15 protein-coding genes are annotated in these 17,071 nt (G+C 67.1%); 12 read left to right on the forward strand and 3 right to left on the reverse strand.

Annotated features, from left to right (window positions below; translation table 11 throughout):
- Positions 1–41 precede the first annotated feature (41 nt).
- The 3 genes from AAHA49_RS09755 to kce are packed head-to-tail and all read left to right on the forward strand — an operon-like array spanning position 42 to position 3,158.
- Positions 42–1,394 (forward strand): MFS transporter, encoded by a 1,353-nt coding sequence (locus AAHA49_RS09755; RefSeq protein WP_342038112.1) that lies wholly within the window; start codon positions 42–44, stop codon positions 1,392–1,394.
- 29 nt (positions 1,395–1,423) lie between these two features.
- Positions 1,424–2,197 carry an SDR family oxidoreductase gene (locus AAHA49_RS09760; RefSeq protein WP_342038113.1) on the forward strand — a complete coding sequence of 258 codons (774 nt, stop codon included), beginning with the start codon at positions 1,424–1,426 and terminating at the stop codon, positions 2,195–2,197.
- A gap of 31 nt (positions 2,198–2,228) precedes the next feature.
- Entirely contained in the window at positions 2,229–3,158 is a 930-nt protein-coding gene (kce, locus tag AAHA49_RS09765) for a 3,5-dioxohexanoate:acetyl-CoA acetone transferase (RefSeq protein ID WP_342038114.1), read from the forward strand.
- A 9-nt stretch (positions 3,159–3,167) separates the two neighbouring features.
- Here the strand turns inward: kce and AAHA49_RS09770 are convergent, their stop codons facing one another.
- The 3 genes from AAHA49_RS09770 to AAHA49_RS09780 all read right to left on the reverse strand — a co-directional run bounded on the left by AAHA49_RS09770 (position 3,168) and on the right by AAHA49_RS09780 (position 7,430).
- Positions 3,168–4,958, reverse strand: a complete 1,791-nt coding sequence (locus AAHA49_RS09770; RefSeq protein WP_342038115.1) for a hypothetical protein — start codon at positions 4,956–4,958, stop codon at positions 3,168–3,170.
- A 70-nt stretch (positions 4,959–5,028) separates the two neighbouring features.
- Positions 5,029–5,964: an acetamidase/formamidase family protein gene (locus AAHA49_RS09775; protein ID WP_339393510.1), complete on the reverse strand. Its 936-nt coding sequence runs from the start codon at positions 5,962–5,964 to the stop codon at positions 5,029–5,031.
- Between the two features lie 2 nt (positions 5,965–5,966).
- Complete coding sequence (locus AAHA49_RS09780; RefSeq protein ID WP_342038116.1) at positions 5,967–7,430, reverse strand: APC family permease; 1,464 nt, start codon at positions 7,428–7,430, stop codon at positions 5,967–5,969.
- Between the two features lie 236 nt (positions 7,431–7,666).
- Here AAHA49_RS09780 and AAHA49_RS09785 point away from each other — a divergent pair, with 236 nt between their 5' ends.
- From AAHA49_RS09785 to AAHA49_RS09825, 9 genes are all read left to right on the forward strand, one after another.
- On the forward strand, positions 7,667–8,413 hold the full coding sequence (locus tag AAHA49_RS09785) for a FadR/GntR family transcriptional regulator (RefSeq protein ID WP_339393512.1): 747 nt from the start codon (positions 7,667–7,669) through the stop codon (positions 8,411–8,413).
- Between the two features lie 48 nt (positions 8,414–8,461).
- Positions 8,462–9,754, forward strand: a complete 1,293-nt coding sequence (locus tag AAHA49_RS09790; RefSeq protein ID WP_342038117.1) for a CaiB/BaiF CoA transferase family protein — start codon at positions 8,462–8,464, stop codon at positions 9,752–9,754.
- Between the two features lie 46 nt (positions 9,755–9,800).
- Positions 9,801–10,361 carry a dihydrofolate reductase family protein gene (locus AAHA49_RS09795; RefSeq protein ID WP_342038118.1) on the forward strand — a complete coding sequence of 187 codons (561 nt, stop codon included), beginning with the start codon at positions 9,801–9,803 and terminating at the stop codon, positions 10,359–10,361.
- A 325-nt stretch (positions 10,362–10,686) separates the two neighbouring features.
- On the forward strand, positions 10,687–11,607 hold the full coding sequence (locus AAHA49_RS09800) for a hydroxymethylglutaryl-CoA lyase (RefSeq protein ID WP_342038119.1): 921 nt from the start codon (positions 10,687–10,689) through the stop codon (positions 11,605–11,607).
- Between the two features lie 14 nt (positions 11,608–11,621).
- Positions 11,622–12,863 carry a CaiB/BaiF CoA transferase family protein gene (locus AAHA49_RS09805; RefSeq protein ID WP_342038120.1) on the forward strand — a complete coding sequence of 414 codons (1,242 nt, stop codon included), beginning with the start codon at positions 11,622–11,624 and terminating at the stop codon, positions 12,861–12,863.
- 114 nt (positions 12,864–12,977) lie between these two features.
- Positions 12,978–14,036, forward strand: coding sequence for a tripartite tricarboxylate transporter substrate binding protein (locus tag AAHA49_RS09810; protein ID WP_342038121.1), 1,059 nt, complete (start codon positions 12,978–12,980; stop codon positions 14,034–14,036).
- Complete coding sequence (locus AAHA49_RS09815; RefSeq protein WP_190246598.1) at positions 14,033–14,539, forward strand: tripartite tricarboxylate transporter TctB family protein; 507 nt, start codon at positions 14,033–14,035, stop codon at positions 14,537–14,539. The genes AAHA49_RS09810 and AAHA49_RS09815 overlap by 4 nt, the downstream gene beginning before the upstream one ends.
- A 14-nt stretch (positions 14,540–14,553) precedes the next feature.
- Entirely contained in the window at positions 14,554–16,068 is a 1,515-nt protein-coding gene (locus tag AAHA49_RS09820; protein ID WP_342038122.1) for a tripartite tricarboxylate transporter permease, read from the forward strand.
- Between the two features lie 14 nt (positions 16,069–16,082).
- A complete protein-coding gene (locus AAHA49_RS09825; protein WP_342038123.1) occupies positions 16,083–16,874 on the forward strand; it encodes a helix-turn-helix domain-containing protein in 792 nt (263 codons plus the stop codon).
- Positions 16,875–17,071: the final 197 nt, after the last annotated feature.

The following is a 17,071-nucleotide window of genomic DNA, read 5'->3' on the forward strand; positions in this document are numbered from 1 at the left end:
CACGGCAACGCTGCCGTGCCCGAACCACGACAAGGACGACCATGACGAACTCCACCGCACACGGGCTGCGACCCCCGGCCGTGCTCAACCGGGTGATCTTCGCCCGTCTCATGCCGCTGCTCATCGCCGCCTACATCCTCGCGTTCCTCGACCGGACGAACATCGGCATGGCCAAGGACCGCCTCGAGATCGACCTCGGCATCTCCGCGACGGCCTTCGGCATCGGCGCGGGCCTCTTCTTCCTCACCTACGCCCTCTTCGAGGTTCCCTCGAACATGATCATGCACAAGGTCGGGGCCCGCTGGTGGATCATGCGGATCATGATCACGTGGGGTCTCATCTCCGCGGCGATGATGTTCGTCCAGGGCGAATGGTCCTTCTACATCCTCCGCATGCTCCTCGGCATCGCCGAGGCGGGACTCTTCCCCGGCGTCATGTACTACCTCACGCAGTGGTTCACCGTGAAGGACCGGGCCAAGGCCAACGGCATGTTCCTCCTCGGCGTCTCGATCGCCAACATCATCGGCGCCCCCATCGGCGGACTCCTGCTCACGATGGACGGCCTGCTCGGCCTCCACGGCTGGCAGTGGATGTTCCTCATCGAAGGTCTGCCGGCGTGCGTCCTCGCCCTCATCGTCTGGAAGTTCCTGCCCGACAGCCCCCGCACCGCGAAGTTCCTCTCCCCGCAGGAAGCCGACTGGCTCGAGCGCACGATCGCCGCCGAGGAGGCCGCCGGCGCCCACGGAGCTGCGAACCACCGGCTCCTCGACATCGTCCGCGACCCGCAGATCCTCCTCGTCATCGGCGTCTACTTCGGCCATCAGCTCGCCGTCTACGCCCTCAACTTCTTCCTGCCGACGATCGTCGGCAGCTGGGGTGAGATGAACACCGTCGAGATCGGCCTGCTCACCGCCGTGCCGTGGGTCTTCTCCGCGATCGGCGCCCTCCTCCTGCCGCGCTTCGCCACCACCGCGAGCATGTCGAAGAAGATCGCCCTGGCTGCGATGATCGGCATCATCGCCGGCTACATCATCGGTGCGATCGGCGGTCCGGTCCTCGGCCTCATCGGCTTCTCGCTGGCCGCGTTCAACTTCTTCGTCCTCCAGCCGATCCTCTTCACCTTCCCCGCCACCCGGCTCACCGGAGTCAGCCTCGCCGCCGGGCTCGCGCTGGTCAACACGATCGGCCTCCTCGGCGGATTCCTCGGCCCCTACATCATGGGCTACATGGAGGACCTCACCGGATCGGCAACCTCGGGACTGTGGTTCATCATCGCCGTCTGCGTCATCGGCGCGTGCCTCATCCCGTTCCTTAAGCGCGGACACGAAGGCGAGCGGACGGACGTTCCGACCGCCTCGGCGACCCCCGATCCAGCCCCCAAGGCGGATCAGTGACGGCTGCGAGAACTACGGAAGGACACATCATGGACTTGCTCGGACTCACCGGGGCACGCGTGCTCATCACCGCGGGAGCGGCCGGAATCGGACGCGGCATCGCCGAGCGCTTCCGCACCGCCGGGGCGCAGGTGTGGGTGACCGACATCGCCGAGACCGCGGTCGCCGACGCCGCCGAGGCGGGCCTGCGCGCCACCGTCTCCAACGCCGCCGACGAGGACGAGGTCAGGGCTCTCGCCGCCGAGGTGGGTGCGGAGTGGGGAGGTCTCGACGTCCTCGTCAACAACGCCGGGATCGCCGGACCCACGGGTCCGATCGAAACACTCGACTCGGGGGCGTGGCTGGCGACGTTCGACGTCAACATCCACAGCCAGTTCTACTGCGTCAAGCACTTCCTGCCGCTGCTGCGGACGAGCGAGCGCGCCTCGATCGTGAACCTCTCCTCGGCCGCCGGGCGCCTCGGCATGGCCGGGCGCAGCCCGTACTCGGCGTCGAAGTGGGCGGTCGTCGGGCTGACGAAGACCCTCGCCATCGAACTCGGGGTCGAAGGGATCCGGTGCAATGCGATCTGCCCCGGCGCCGTGGGCGGTCCCCGCATCGACGCGGTCATAGCCGCGAAGGCTCAGATGCTCGGGTCCACCGTCGCCGAGGTCACCGAGCTCTACACCTCGCAGGCATCCCTGGGCAAGCTCGCCGAGGCGAGCGAGATCGGCGATATGGCCGTGTTCCTCGCCTCGGCGATGGCCTCCCACGTCACCGGGCAGGCGATGGCCGTCGACGGCAACACCGAGAAGCTCTACTGAGCACCCCACCGAATCCAGAGGACAACGAACCATGGCACAGCCACGCAAAGTCATCATCACCTCGGCGGTCACCGGGGCCATCCACACCCCGTCGATGTCGCCCCACCTGCCGGTGAGTCAGGATGAGATCGCCGATGCCGCGATCGGCGCCGCCGAGGCGGGCGCGGCGATCCTCCACCTCCACACCCGGGATCCCGAGGACGGTCGACCTTCGCAGGATCCCGAGCACTTCGCCCCCGTGCTCGAGAAGGTCGCCGCGAACACCGAGGCGGTCGTCAACATCACCACCGGCGGATCCCCGCATATGAGCGTCGAGGAGCGGATGCGCCCGGTCGCGACGTTCAAACCGGAGCTTGCGAGCCTGAACATGGGGTCGATGAACTTCGGGCTCTTCCCGATGCTCGAGAAGTACACCGAGTTCGACCACGAGTGGGAGCGTGAGCATCTCGAGAACTCCCGTGACCTCGTCTTCAAGAACACCTTCGCCGACATCGAGCGGATCCTCGAGATCGGCAATGCGAACGGCACCCGGTTCGAGTTCGAGTGCTACGACATCTCCCACCTCTACAATCTCGCCCACTTCCAGAGCCGGGGACTGGCGAGGGGCCCGCTGTTCGTCCAGTCGGTCTTCGGCCTCCTCGGCGGGATCGGCGGGCACCCGGAGGATCTCATGCACATGCGCCGGACCGCGGACCGGCTCCTCGAGGACTACGAGTGGTCGATCCTCGGCGCCGGGCGCAACCAGCAGCCGCTCGCGACGATGGGGGTGACGATGGGCTCGCACATCCGGGTCGGCCTCGAGGATTCGCTGTGGATCGGACCGGGCCGACTCGCCGAATCGAATGCCGAGCAGGTGAGCAAGATGGTCCGCATCGTCGAGGAGCTCGGTATGGAGGTCGCCACCCCCGACGAAGCGCGGGCGATGCTCGGCCTCAAAGGGGCGGAGAAGGTCGAGTTCTGACAGCGCGGCTCAGCTGTCCGGGGCGACCGCCTCGCGGATGGCGATGAGCCGAGCTCGGCGTTCGGAGGTGAGCAGCCCCGGATCGCCGAGGATGACGCCCATCCCTTCGCTCGGGCGTCCGAGGGCGCGGAGCAGCGTGTTCCCGCGCTGGTTCGGTGCCGTCTTCACGCCGAGGTGGGCCTGGAGGTTCTTGACCGAACGCTCCACGCCGTTGCGTTCGCTGAAGTCGAAGGCGTCGTTGTTGCTGCCGGCGATCCAGAACAGGGCGGCGAGCATGTTCGCGTCGGCGAACCTGCGGCGGAAGATGGCAGGGTCACGGCGGGCCACCTCGGCGAGGATCCGGTAGGTGATCGTCGCGATCTCAGCATCGGCGAAGAAGTCCACGGCGATCGTGCGGATCTGCGGTAGGAGCGGTTGCAGCCGGTCGACGACGTCGTCGGGAAGGCCGGACGGGTCGAAGTCCTCGAGCGGCAGCGGTACGGTGTCGAGGCTGGCGAGGTTCTCGGGCCCGCCGACGTAGTCGCTGAGGAAGCGGCCCCACACCGGATCCAGATCGGGAGGCGGGCCTGCCAGGTCGTCGTCGATGAGCGCTCTGAGGGTTGCAGGCAGGGCTTGGTACTCCTCCTCGGTGAGGGGGAACTCGGGCGAATCGAGGTACTCCGAGTAGCCGATCGGCCCTTCGGTGATCCGTCGGACGTAGGCCGCGCTCCCGGCTTCGAGCGCGTCCAGTGCGTTGCGTGTGAAGCTCGGATCGACCCCGGAGCGCTCGTTGGCGTACTGGACGAGGGCAGCCAGGGCTGCCGGCATCGCGAGCATGTAGTCGTCGGGGGCCATGACCTTGCGGGGGTAGAGGTCGTGGAGGAGGAAGTCGACGAAGGTGCCGGACCAGCGGAGGGGATCGTTGTTGCCGTAGTTGGCCTGGAGTTCGAAGAGCCGGAGGGCATGATCGCGTTCGGTGACGGTCAGGCCGGCCGCCCACGGGGAGGCGTGGAACTCCGAGGCCAGGTATTCGAGCTCCTCGGGCGTCCACTCCCTGAGCTCGATCCCGGTCCCGCCGGCCGGCAGGAGGCGGATCATCCACTCGGTGAAGGCTCGGATGCCCGGCCAGGAGTCCGTCTCGACGGGAGGCACGATGTGGTCGCTCATCTCGAGGGCGTCGGTGATCCGGGCGCGCGCATCGGCCGGGTCGAGTTCGATGCGGTCGACGTCGAGCTCCGGGTTGGAGACGATGCCGGCCATGACGGAGTCGAAGGACTCCGGAGTGATGAACGCGTCCTCGAGGAAGGGGCGCCCGCTGCGTTCGATCGCGACGGCGAGCGTGCACGATCGGGCCGCGGTCGTGATCTCGACGAAGACCGTCTCCTCGATGAGCACGGGCGAGACGATCGTCGCGGCCCGGCGCGGTCGGATCTCGTCGGCGCGGCGCACCCAGTCGGGGACGTGACGGTTGCGCGGCGGCAGGTCGCGGAGGAGGCGGCGGCGGAAGAGCTCGTCGTCGAACATCGCCGCCCACACGCGCACGAGCGGTTCGGCAGCGCCGTCGGTGGACTCGAGCATCTGCGCGGCGATCGACTGCAGGGCGACCAGACCCTCCCGCTGGACCTCCGCACGCGTCTGCGGTGACATCAGGGGGTAGTGGTCGGTGTCGCCTCTCTTCTCGGCGGTGTCGCGGATGAGGGCGGCAGCCAAGGTGGAGGCGAGGTCGAGGAGGGGGACCGGGTCGCTGTCGTCGGCGGTCGCCTCGGCGATCATCCTGATGAGATCGAAGTCGACCGGGCCGTCGGGGGGTTGAGTCGCCATACCCCCACGCTACGCGGTCGACGGCGGATCTGCGGGATGAGGCGGCGACCTGGTCGCTTCGACTTCGACGTCAGGTGAGCACGGACTTGGGCAGCCGGTGGACGGTCACTGCGCCGACCGCGGCCATGGGATGCAGCGGATCTGGGTCTGTCGAACCGGTGGGCCCTCCCAGTTCGGAATGGGCGAGAGCGCTCATGACCACATAGGCGTCGTCGCGGTTCCACCCGTGGTCCCGGACGAGGAAGTCGAACATGTCCTCGTATCCGGCGGTGATCGAATCCTGTACCGGATCGCCGAGGCCGACGAAGATCCACTCACGGTCGGTTTCGATGCGCGGAGCACGAAGCGGCGACGTGTTCTTGATGAGATCGACGGACACGATCGCCGTGCCCTGCGCTTCGATGGCGACGAAGGACGATTCTCCGCGTGCCATGATCGCGTGGAGATCCCCGATGGAGAGCAGCGCGCCGTCGACCTCGACGGGCAGGTGAACGGTCGACCCGGGAGCGGCGTCGGTGAGATCCATATTGCCGCCGAATGAGTAACTCGGCATGATCGTCGACCCGGTGCCCTGGGCAGGAGCGGTCCCGATGCACCCGATCATGGGACGGACGGGCACGCTCAGGGTGTCGGTGAGGACCACCTCATCGGATCGGATGGGAATCCTCCGAGCCATGGCCGCCTCGCCCATTCGTGCGGACAATGCGCCGACTCCGGGCAGGTAGACCGACCACCCGTGGTCGATGAGGTCGATGTCGTGGATGGTCACGGCAAGCGTGTCGCCCGGTGCCGCGCCCTCGACGTACACGGGACCGGTGATGGGGTTGATCTGTGCGGTGACCTCGGCGAGGGATCCGCGCTCTGCCAACTGCGCGTAGACGGCGTCATCGGTTTCGAACCCGATGGTCTCTCCGGTTCCCGGCTTGATGCGCAGAACCGGTTCGGCACCGGCATCGAATGCACCCTTGCCGAGTGAATTGGGGAGGAAGTGAGTGGTTGCGGTCATGATCAGATGTCCTGTCTCGTCGTGGTCTCTTCGGGTGTCGGCTGTGGTTCGGCAGGAAGGGCAGAGATCCCGGCACCCTTCTTCCGATAGACGATGAAGACGATGATGCCGACGAGGAGCCAGCAGAGTCCACCGATCTTGGCCAGGATGTCGCTGTTCATGAGAACGTACCCGATGATGAGGAACCCGATGCCGGGGAGGATCACATGGTTGAGCCAATCCTTCGATCTGCCGCGCACGGTGTATGACCAGATGACGGCGAAGTGGAGGAGGAGGAAGCCGGAGAGCGCGCCGAAGTTGACCATGGAGGAGATGAGCCCGATCTGGCCGACGAAGAAGACCACGAGGATCGCGCTGAGTCCGGACACCACGAGGATCGCGTTCTGCGGCACTTGTCGCTTATTGACCTGGTGGAGGAACCCGGGCAGCTTCTTGTCGCGGCTCATCGAGAACAGCAGGCGCGAGGTCGCCGCCTGGGCGGCCATGGCGTTGGCGATGCCGACAGCGAGCACATTGCACACGAGGAACGCCTTCGCCCACCCGGTGGTGGAAGCTGCGGCGACGATGTCGAAGAAGGCATTGCCGACCTTGTCCTCCGGGAACGCATCGATGCCTCCGGCGAGCAGGCTGGCCAGCCACGTTTGGGTGATGAACAGCACCGCCACGACGATCAGCGAGACGATCATCGCCCGTCCTGCCGATCGATGTCCTCCCGTGGATTCCTCTGCCATGGTGGCGATGCCGTCGAATCCCAAGAAGCTGAGCACCGCGATGGACAGCGCCGCCGCGATGAGCGGCGCAGTCACTTCGGAGGGATTCCACATCGGAGTGGTTGCCCATTCTGCGTTGGGCAGAGTTCCCCCGTTGAGAGTGGTCACGGCGATGACGATGAAGGCGGCGACGAAGAAGAGCTCCATGATGAGGAAGAGTCGATTCATCAGCTTGATCGAGTTGACCCCGGCGAGGTTGACGATCGTGTTGATGGCAACGAACACGAGTGCCCAGATCCAGCGTTCTGTGCCCGGGAAGATGCCGACCATCGATTCGGCGGCGAACACATAGAGCAGAGTCGGGACGAGCAGGTAGTCGAGCAGCATCACCCATCCGGCGAAGAACCCGAGGTTGGGATGGACACCGGCACCGACGTAGGAGAACACCGAACCGGCCAAGGGTACGCGGCGGGACATCTGCGAATACGACAGGGCGGTGAAGATCATGGCGATCAGCCCGATCGTATAGACGAGGGGAACCATGCCCTTGGCTTCGTTGTACACGGTTCCGAAGATCGCCCAGGGGGCGATCGGCACCATGAAGATGAGGCCGTAGATGATGAGGTCAGTCGTCGAGATCGAGCGTCGCAGCTCCTGCGTGTATCCGAAGGACTCGACAGTGTGCGCCTCATCGGTCGCCTCCGGAGGCAGGGGCGGTTTCTGTGGGTTCGAGTTGCTTGGTTCGGAACGGTTCATGGGACTTCCTTGTCAAGAACTGCTGGTAGTGGGTCAGCGGCCGAAGCTGTGGGCCGGAGTCCGAACGGCGAGGTGAGAGCGTCACGAGCACCGCTCTGAAGAAGTTCGACGATGCTGTGACATGGACCACGGTACGAAGTAAATGGTTTAATGGCAATACCATTCTGAGAACTGTCAGACAGAACATGCGGCTAGTCGGAGCCGCGGTTCGGTTCCGAACCAGTGGAGGGCTTGCGATGCCGCATACCGACAACCAACTCACCCCGGTGCCTGACAACCCGAAGACCGCAGCGATCGTCGATCGTCTCCTTACGGCGATCGCCGCAGGCGACTTCCTTCCCGGTACGCGCCTGCCGAGCGAGCGCCAACTGGCCGAGACCCTTGCCGTCGGCAGGAGCACCGTCCGCAATGCACTGTCCGTGCTTATCGATCGGGGATGCATCGAGACCAGGCGCGGGCGCACGGGTGGTGCGTTCGTCATGGACGTGAGCAGCATTGCTGCCGGAGGAGCGGTCGAGCGTGTCTTCGGGTCCGACCTCGCCCAGCTGGATGAGACGATCGACGCCATTGCGCTGGGCTACGCGCTCGCTGCCCAGACCGCGGCCATGCGACGCACCGAAAGCGATCTCACTGCGATCTCAGGAGCGCTCGATGAGTTCCGGTTGGCCGTGGACAGGAATGATCCTCGTGGCGCTCAAGCAGCCGACGGGAAGTTCCATCACGCCATCATCGATGCCGCCCACCAGCCGATGCTCCACGAGATCATTCAGAGTCTCGATCGGCGAATCAGTCTCAGCGCGCCCCTGCACATCTGGGGCAGCGCAGCCCAGCAAGGGCCGATGCACCAGCGTGCGCTGGACGATCATGAGACCATCCTCGGCGGGATTCAGCGACAGGATCGTGCCATGGCCTTCGATGTGTCCTACGAACATGCGAAGATCGATCGTGATCTCATTCTCGGTTTGCTCGGGCGAGACCAGTGACAGATGCGCCTGAGCGTCTCGCAGTCCGTGCACGAACAGGAGCCTCCCATGACAACGCGCCGCCTCCCGCTCACCGGGGTGCGAGTCCTCGAACTCGGCAACTACATCGCGGCACCCACGGCGGGTCGGATGCTCGCCGACTTCGGGGCCGAGGTCATCAAGGTCGAACGCCCCGGCACCGGCGACGAACTGCGCAACTGGCGGCTCAAGGCCGGGACGACGTCGATGCTCTACCGGACGATCAACCGCAACAAGAAGTCCGTGACCCTCGACCTCCGCTCCGAGGCCGGACGCGACGCCGTCCTCGAACTCGTCCGCCGCTCCGACATCGTCCTGGAGAACTTCCGGCCGGGCACGCTCGAGAAGTGGGGGATCGGACCCGAGGTCCTCGACGAGGTCAATCCGGAGATCATCCTCGTGCGGATCTCCGCGTTCGGTCAGACCGGCCCGCTCTCCGCCCGTCCCGGCTTCGCCGCCGTCGCCGAAGGGTATTCGGGGTTCCGTGAGCTCGTCGGCGACCCGGACCGCCCACCCGTGCGCGTCGGCATCTCGATCGGGGATTCGATCGCGGGCATGCAGGCGGCCTTCGGGGCCGTGATGATGCTCTTCGACCGGCAGCGCCAACGCATCCACGGCGCCGCCGAGGCGGTCACCGGCAAGGACATCGGCTCTGACGAACCGCTGGCCGACCGCACCGTCGACGTCGCCCTCAACGAGGCGATGTTCTCCGTCATGGAGTCCCTCGTCCCCGACTACTCCGCATTCGGCGAAGTCCGTACCCGGACGGGCGGTCGGATGGAAGGCATCGCCCCCTCGAACGGCTACCTCTGCGCGGGCGGGAAGTCCGTCGTCATCGCCGGCAACGGCGACGGCATCTTCACCCGGCTGATGACGGCGATCGGGCGCCCCGACCTCGGCGATGATCCTGACCTGCAGACGAATGCCGGACGGTGGGAACGGCGGGACGAACTCGATGAGGCGATCGGTGCATGGTGTGCGGTGCGCGAGGTCGACGAAGTCGTCGCCGTGCTCGAGGACGCTGGGGTTCCGGCCGGTCCGATCTACACCGCCGAGGATCTCGTCACCGACGAACAGCTGCGGGCGAGGAACATGATCCAGCAGCTCGACGTCTCCACTGGGGAGGAGATCCTCGCAGACGTCGCGTTCCCCGGCATCACCCCGGTCATCGGCGGGGCGTCGATCCCCATCGACCACCTCGGTCCCGACCTCGGCGAACACACCGCCGAGGTGCTCGCCTGGCTGGGACTGAGCGATCCGGACGAAGAAGAGGCCGGGGATGGCGGAACCGCCTCGGCGGATGAGGAGCCCACCGAGGAGTAGGCGGCGCACCCTTCCCGAACGCGGAGACCAGCAGTACTGTGAGCCCATGGCAGAGCTGCGGTATTCGATCAACATCACCATCGACGGGTGCTGCGACCACCTGGCCATCGAGCCCGACGAAGAGCTGCACGACCATCACGCCGAGAACCTGCAGCGCGCCGACGGACTCCTCTTCGGTCGCAAGACCTATGAGCTCATGGAGTCCGCATGGCGCCAGCCCGATACTGGTGCCGCGGAGGATTCGGGCGCACGGTCCGACATCGACGCCTTCGCCGAGGTGATCGACCAGGCCACGAAGTACGTCGTCTCGAGCACGCTCACCGAGGTCGACTGGAACGCCGAACTTCTCGGCAGCGACCTCAGATCAGAGATCGAGAGGATCAAGGGCGACTCGGTCACGGGACTCTTCGTCGGAGGAGTGACCCTGCCGCGGGCGCTGGCGGAACTCGACCTCATCGACGAATACGAGTTCGTCGTCCACCCGCGCATTGCCGGCTACGGACCCTACGTGTTCAACGGCCTCGCCGAGGTCGTCGACCTCGAACCCACCGACCGCCGCGAACTTCGCTCCGGCGCCGCCGTACTCCACTACCGCCCGCGGCGCTGACTCATTCTTTGGTGCTGACTCAGTTCCCGGTGCTGACTCAGTTCCCAGTACTCGGGTTGCCCCGCCCGCACGCTAACTTCACCCGACGTCCCTGATGTCACGTGGCGCCGGGTCGAATCAGGGACGTCGGGTGACCTTTGGGTGAGGAAAAGGCGAGTGTCCCGATTGACGGGACGCTCGACCGCGAGTTTCGGGGTGGCTCTCACATAGCGACCCGCATGTGTTCCCGGAATCCACCGCCCTATGCTATTCCTGAGAACAGCATGCGACGGAGCATGCCGCAACTGGGTTCCCGCTGAGCGGGAGCCATCGCAGAGGGAGTCCCATGGTTCGGCCAGCATCGGTTCACATCCTCGACACGACCCTGCGCGACGGGCTGCAGATCGAGTCGACCATCGTGCCCACCGACACCAAGGTCGAACTCGCGCAGCGCCTCATCGCCGCCGGACTCACCCAGATCGAAGTCGGGTCCTTCGTCAACCCCAAGAAGGTCCCGCAGATGGCCGACACCGGGGACGTGCTCCAGCGTCTCCAGCCTTACGAGGACCAAGGCGTCGACTTCTTCACCCTCGTCTTCAACCTCAAGGGCGCCCAACGCGCCGTCGACGCCGGGGCGAAGAACATCAAACTCGTCGTCTCCGCCTCCGAAGGGCATTCGCAGGCGAACTCCGACGCCCCGATCGCCCAGGCCACCGAACGCCTCCTCGCTGCCGCCGAATTCGCCATCGACAACGGCCTTCGCTGGGACATCACGACCGCCGTGAGCTTCATCTGCCCCTTCGACGGGATCACCGAGGCCGACCGCCTCGTCGAGGTCATCCGGCCCTTCGTTGACGCCGGCGCCCACTCCATCGGGGTCGCCGACACCATCGGCAACGCCAACCCCTCCCTCGTGCGCACGAACACCTCGGCGGTCATGGAGGCCTTCCCCGGCACACCGATCGGCCTCCACCTCCACGACACCTACAACTTCGGCATGGCCAACGTCATCGCCGCCCTCGACCTCGGCATCGCCCACTTCGATGCCGCGATGGGCGGACTCGGCGGCTGCCCGTTCGCCCCCGGCGCGGCCGGCAACATCGGCACCGACGACCTCGTCCACCTCCTCCACCGCGAAGGCGTGGCCACAGGGGTCGACGTCGACGCGCTCGCCCGCGTCCGCGACCCCCTGACCGCCGCCGTCGGCCACGACCTCACCTCGAGCCTGTCCCAGATCCCCGCCACCCCCGCCTCCTACCGCGGCTGACCGGGACGCTGACCATGACCGATGGGAACTCCCACACCGCCGCCGAGGCGGACGCCCCCACCCCAGCTGCCGCGCCCCTGCCGTTGGCGGGCATCCGGGTCGTCGAGTTCTCCCACATGGTCATGGGCCCCAGCTGCGGGATGATCCTCGCCGACCTCGGCGCCGAGGTCATCAAGGTCGAACCCCGCGGGGCAGGCGACAAGACCCGGTACCTCCCCGGCTCCGGGTCCGGCCTCTTCCCCGCCTTCAACCGCAACAAGCAGAGCGTGCAGCTCGACATCGCCGAGGCGGCCGACCGGGAGGTCGCCCTCACCCTCATCGACTCCGCCGACGTCCTCCTCGAGAACTTCCGGGTCGGGAAGATGGAGTCGATGGGCTACGGCTACGAGCAACTCGCCGCCCGCAACCCCCGGCTCATCTACGCCTCCCTCAAGGGCTTCCTCCCCGGACCCTACGGGGAGCGGACCGCGCTTGACGAAGTCGTGCAGATGCTCGGCGGACTCGCCTTCATGACCGGCCCACCGGGACAGCCGCTGCGGGCCGGGGCGAGCGTCAACGACATCATGGGCGGCATGTTCGGGGTCATCGGCATCCTCTCAGCCCTGCGGGTGCGCGAGCAGACCGGCCGCGGCCAGCTCGTCAACTCGGCCCTGTTCGAGAACAACGCGTTCCTCGTCGGCACCCACATGGCCCAAGCCCAGCTCAGCGACGAGCCGCTGCGGCCCATGCCCACCCGCAGGGCCACCTGGGCCGTCTACGACATCTTCCGCGACGCGGACGACAACCAGGTCTTCGTCGCCGCCGTCAGCGACGGTCAGTGGCGCGACCTCTGCGACGAGTTCGGGCTCACCCACCTCGCCGAGGATCCGGCGCTCGAGCACAACCAAGGACGCGTCGATCAGCGCGACCGCATCCACCAGGAACTGCAGGCCGCGCTCTCCCAGCTCAGCCTGACCGAGATCGAGGACAAGTGCACACGCCGCGGCCTGCCCGTCGCCCCGGTCAACACTCCCGCCGACCTCACCACCGACCCCCACCTCACCGCCTCGGGGGCACTGGCGGCCACGGGACTGCCCAGCGGGGACAGCGTCGACATCCCGCTGCTGCCGCTGACCTTCGACGGACGACGGCTGGGACTGCGCAGCGACGTCCCCGCGCCCGGCGAACACAACGGCATCCACCGGGACGGACACTCGGGGACACCCCCGGACGCAGGCGAGGTCGACCTCGGCGAGGAGAGGACGCAGTCGCAATGATGCGACGAACTCGGACATCGTCTCGTCCGACCGGTGACCGCACCGGTGGGACGCGGACCGGCACACGAAGAAGACAGGAATCTGCAGGCCACTGCAGTCGGTGAAGGAGCGGCAATGCGATCAACGACGATCACAGGCACAGGACGGACCACCTCGGCGAAGTCGGGGCGACGTCGGACGCGATGGGCGAGCGTGGGTGCGGCACTGGCCGCGGGCATCCTCGTCCTCTCAGGATGTCAGGGCAAGGCGCAGCCGCCGGGAGCGGGCGGGGACTACCCGAAGGGACCGGTGACGGTCACGGCACCGGCCGAACCCGGGTCCGGCTGGGACACGACGGCACGCGCGGTCGTCGAGGCCCTGCAGCGCGACGAACTCGTCACGACTCCGCTGCCGGTGCAGAACCGGCCCGGCGGCACGGGATGCTCGTGGCTGACGTCGATGATGCAGCAGGAGAAGGGCAAGGACGACCAGATCGCGATCACCTCGCTGGCGAGCCAGACGATGAAGGCTCGCGGACTGTGCGAGTTCGGTCCCGAGGACGCGACCCTCATCGCCACCCTCTACGTCGAGGACTTCATGGTCGTGGCCCCGAAGAACGGCGACATCGCGAACCTCGAGGACCTCGTGGCAGCGCTCAAGGACGACCCGCAGAAGGTCACCGTGGCCGCGGCCGGCGACGACACGCTGCCGTTCGCGCTGTTCGCGAAGGCCGCGGGCATCAAACCCGCCGACGTCAACTTCGTCAACTACGACGGGGGCGGTGAGCAGACGACGGCGATGCTCAACGGCGATGCGAAGGTCGCGATCGCCGGGCTGAGCGAGTTCCGTTCGACGCTCGAGGCCGGTGACCTCGTCCCGCTCGTCACGTTCGCCGAGAAGCCTCTGGCCGCACCGTTCGACACGGTGCCGACCGCGAAGGACTCCGGCTACGATGTCACGCTCGGCAACTGGCGAGGCGTCTACGGTCCAGCCGACATGCCCCAGCCGGCCGTCGACTTCTGGGCGAAGACGCTTGAGGAGATGAGCACGTCTCCCACCTGGGAGGACACGGTGAAGAAGAACCAGTGGTCACCGGAGTTCCGCACCGGGGACGACGCGAAGTCCTACGTGCAGGAAGCGGCGACCACGGTCGAGGAGGGCGTCAAGGAGACCGAACTGGGCTCGGACAAATGACCGCGACCAGGCGCGACCTCGTCACCGGGATCGTCATCGCCGTCATCGGCGCAGTCTATTTCGTGGCGACGTTCTCGATCAGGGAGACCACCGACATCGTCACCCCGCGGACGTTCCCCGCGATCGTCGGGGTGGCACTGATCGTCCTCGGCCTCTTCCTCGCCGGGCAGTCCGTGTGGAAGGCACGGACCCAGCCCGGCGGGGCCGGCGGCCGCACGGACGCTGAGGGCGGTGAGGCCTCCGCGGTCATCATCGAGGCACCACCCGAGCCGCCCGGGCGCCGGGTCGTGCTCCAGTTCGCGCTGTTCTTCGCCTATCTGGCGATCGTCATCCCGGTCGGCTTCCTCCTCTCGACCGCGGCGTTCCTCATGGCGCTCACGAGCATCTACTCCCCGCAGAAGTGGATCCGCAACCTCATCTACTCGGTCCTCTTCTCCGTGATCCTCTACTTCGCTTTCGTCTACGGGCTCGCGGTCTATCTGCCCGTAGGAATCCTAGGGTAGGGGAGGGCACGGACATGGACACTCTCGTCGACCTGGGAAACGGCTTCGCCTCGGCGCTGCAGCCGGCCAGTCTCGCCTTCGCCCTCCTCGGCGTGCTCCTCGGCACCGTCGTCGGGGTGCTGCCGGGCATCGGGCCGATCTCGGCGATCGCGATCCTCATTCCCGTCTCCTTCGGCATGGAACCGGTGCACGGGCTTATCCTGCTCTGCGGCATCTACTACGGGTCGATGTACGGCGGGTCGATCACCGCGACCCTGATCAAGACCCCCGGCGAGGTCGCGAGCGCGGTCACCGCGATCGAAGGCTACGAGATGGCGCGCCGCGGTCGGGCGAAGGCGGCCCTGGCGACCGCGGCGATCGGGTCGTTCCTCGCCGGGACGCTCGCGATCATCGGACTGACGTTCCTCTCCCCGCTGCTCGTCCAACTGGCGAACGTCTTCGGCGCCACCGAGTACTTCCTCCTCATGGCCACCGCCCTCCTGCTCGCCTCGACGATGTCGGCGGGCTCCCGGGTCAAGGCCCTCATCTCGATCTTCATCGGCCTCGCCGTCGGCCTCATCGGGCTCGACTTCCAGACGGGCCTGCCCCGGCAGACCTTCGGCATCAGCCTGCTCTCCGACGGCATCGACTTCACGATCTTCGCGATGGCGCTCTTCGCGATCCCCGAGGCGATCCGCAACCTCGCGCTCGGCCGCGGGGCGAAGGAGGAGATCCAGAGCTTCGGTTCGGAGAAGTGGATGACGAAGGAGGACTGGCAGCGGTCGGCCGGACCGTGGGCCAGGGGCTCGGTGCTCGGGTTCATCATCGGCGTCCTCCCCGGCGTCGGACCGTCGCTCGCGTCCTTCATGTCCTACATCATGGAGAAGCGGATCTCGAAGCGGAAGGACGAGTTCGGCAAGGGCGCCATCGAAGGCGTGGCCGGTCCTGAGGCGGCGAACAATGCCGGGGTCGGCGGAGCGATGGTCCCGCTCTTCAGCCTCGGCATCCCCGGGTCGGCGACGACGGCGCTGCTGCTCTTCGTCTTCACGATGTACGGCCTCCAGCCGGGACCCCTGATCTTCCGCGACGATTCGGGTCTGATCTGGACGATCATCGCGAGCATGTACGTCGGCAACGTCGCCCTCATCATCCTCAACCTCCCCCTCGTCGGGGTGTTCGTCAAACTGCTCAAGATGCCCAAGGAGATCCTCTTCTCCGCGATCCTCGTCCTCGTCGTCATCGGCGCGTACGCGATCGAGTTCAGCTTCTTCGGGCTCATGCTCCTCGGCGTCTTCGGCGTCATCGGCTACCTCATGGAGAAGGGCGGAATCCCCCTGGCGCCGTCGATCCTCGCCCTCGTCCTCGTCCCGCTGCTCGAGGACAACTTCCGCAGGATGCTCCAGATCTCCGGCGGCTCGTTCCTCCCCCTCATCACCCGCCCGGTGTCCCTGGCGATCATCATCCTCATGGTCGCAGGCATCGTCGGCCCGTTCGTCTTCCGCTGGTGGGTGCGCCGCCGCAAGCTGCTCGCGGATGTCAGCGTCGGATGACAGAGAGGACAGCGATGACCGATGACCCCGCCCCCGCCGAGGCGGATCCCACCCCCGCCGAGGCGACCGCCGCCGGCCAGGCAGGCGACCCGGCCGGCCCCGCAGGCGAGGCCGGAATGGATCGTCGGGAGCAGGAGGTCGGGGTCATCGACCGCAGTGCCGCGATCCTCACCGCCCTCCAGGATTCGCCGCTGACCGCCGCCGAGGTGTGCCGCCGACTCGGCTACTCGAAGTCGACGACCTACCGGCTCCTCGCCGACCTGCGCGCCCACCGGTTCATCGTCCGGGACTCCTCGGGGGTGCTGCGCCTGGGCCCCTTCCCCGGCCGGCGCAGCATCGCGACGACGAACTCCGTGCTCGAACACCTGCGCACGCTCACGAGCGAATCCGTGCAGCTGTGGATCCGCGTCGGCGAGGACCGCGTGTGCGTGCGCAACGTCGAAGCCGACCATGAACTGCGGGTGACCCGCGGGGTGGGCACGATCCTCCCGCTCGTCGACGGCGGGTCCGCGGCCCTGGCCCTGTGCGGACCGGGGAACCCGGCGGAGTTCTACGCGACGAAGCAGGCGCGCGTGCAGGGGACCGCCTCGGCGAGCGTGGCCTTCACGGTCGGGGCCACGGTCTTCGCACTCTGCGTGTCCTACCCGCTGACGAGGGAGCCGGACAATGTCGCAGGCGCCTACCGGGGTCCGGTGACGAAGGCCGCGACGGAGCTGAGGTCGCTGCTCGTCGACAGCGAGGAGCTCGCGGTGCTGCGGGACATCGCCCGCCTCGCCCTCGGCGCGCACGGCAACGGTACCCGGTGAGCTCGCCGGCGCAGCAGGACCTGATGAGGTCGCCGGCTCCGCGGCACCCGGTGCTGCCCCCGGCTCAGCGGCAGCCGATGAGGTCACCGCCGCAGGAGGACCCGGCGAGCCCGCCGGCGCAACGGGACCCGGTCCGTCCGCACCTCCCCGGTGCCCAACGGACTCACCCTGCGGCGACTCGCCGGATTCGTGGACGG

The sequence above is a fragment of the Brevibacterium ammoniilyticum genome (assembly GCF_038429965.1).
In the GTDB taxonomy this organism is placed as follows: Bacteria; Actinomycetota; Actinomycetes; order Actinomycetales; family Brevibacteriaceae; genus Brevibacterium; species Brevibacterium ammoniilyticum.

Bases quoted from the DNA above. Each gene is read 5' to 3' on its own strand.
- AAHA49_RS09800 (WP_342038119.1), top strand. From the start codon at position 10,687: ATGGTTCGGCCAGCATCGGTTCACATCCTCGACACGACCCTGCGCGAC.
- AAHA49_RS09825 (WP_342038123.1), top strand. From the start codon at position 16,083: ATGACCGATGACCCCGCCCCCGCCGAGGCGGATCCCACCCCCGCCGAG.
- AAHA49_RS09810 (WP_342038121.1), top strand. From the start codon at position 12,978: ATGCGATCAACGACGATCACAGGCACAGGACGGACCACCTCGGCGAAG.
- AAHA49_RS09820 (WP_342038122.1), top strand. From the start codon at position 14,554: ATGGACACTCTCGTCGACCTGGGAAACGGCTTCGCCTCGGCGCTGCAG.
- AAHA49_RS09785 (WP_339393512.1), top strand. From the start codon at position 7,667: ATGCCGCATACCGACAACCAACTCACCCCGGTGCCTGACAACCCGAAG.
- AAHA49_RS09770 (WP_342038115.1), bottom strand. From the start codon at position 4,958: ATGGCGACTCAACCCCCCGACGGCCCGGTCGACTTCGATCTCATCAGG.
- AAHA49_RS09755 (WP_342038112.1), top strand. From the start codon at position 42: ATGACGAACTCCACCGCACACGGGCTGCGACCCCCGGCCGTGCTCAAC.
- AAHA49_RS09760 (WP_342038113.1), top strand. From the start codon at position 1,424: ATGGACTTGCTCGGACTCACCGGGGCACGCGTGCTCATCACCGCGGGA.
- AAHA49_RS09790 (WP_342038117.1), top strand. From the start codon at position 8,462: ATGACAACGCGCCGCCTCCCGCTCACCGGGGTGCGAGTCCTCGAACTC.
- AAHA49_RS09795 (WP_342038118.1), top strand. From the start codon at position 9,801: ATGGCAGAGCTGCGGTATTCGATCAACATCACCATCGACGGGTGCTGC.
- AAHA49_RS09775 (WP_339393510.1), bottom strand. From the start codon at position 5,964: ATGACCGCAACCACTCACTTCCTCCCCAATTCACTCGGCAAGGGTGCA.
- AAHA49_RS09815 (WP_190246598.1), top strand. From the start codon at position 14,033: ATGACCGCGACCAGGCGCGACCTCGTCACCGGGATCGTCATCGCCGTC.
- AAHA49_RS09780 (WP_342038116.1), bottom strand. From the start codon at position 7,430: ATGAACCGTTCCGAACCAAGCAACTCGAACCCACAGAAACCGCCCCTG.
- kce (WP_342038114.1), top strand. From the start codon at position 2,229: ATGGCACAGCCACGCAAAGTCATCATCACCTCGGCGGTCACCGGGGCC.
- AAHA49_RS09805 (WP_342038120.1), top strand. From the start codon at position 11,622: ATGACCGATGGGAACTCCCACACCGCCGCCGAGGCGGACGCCCCCACC.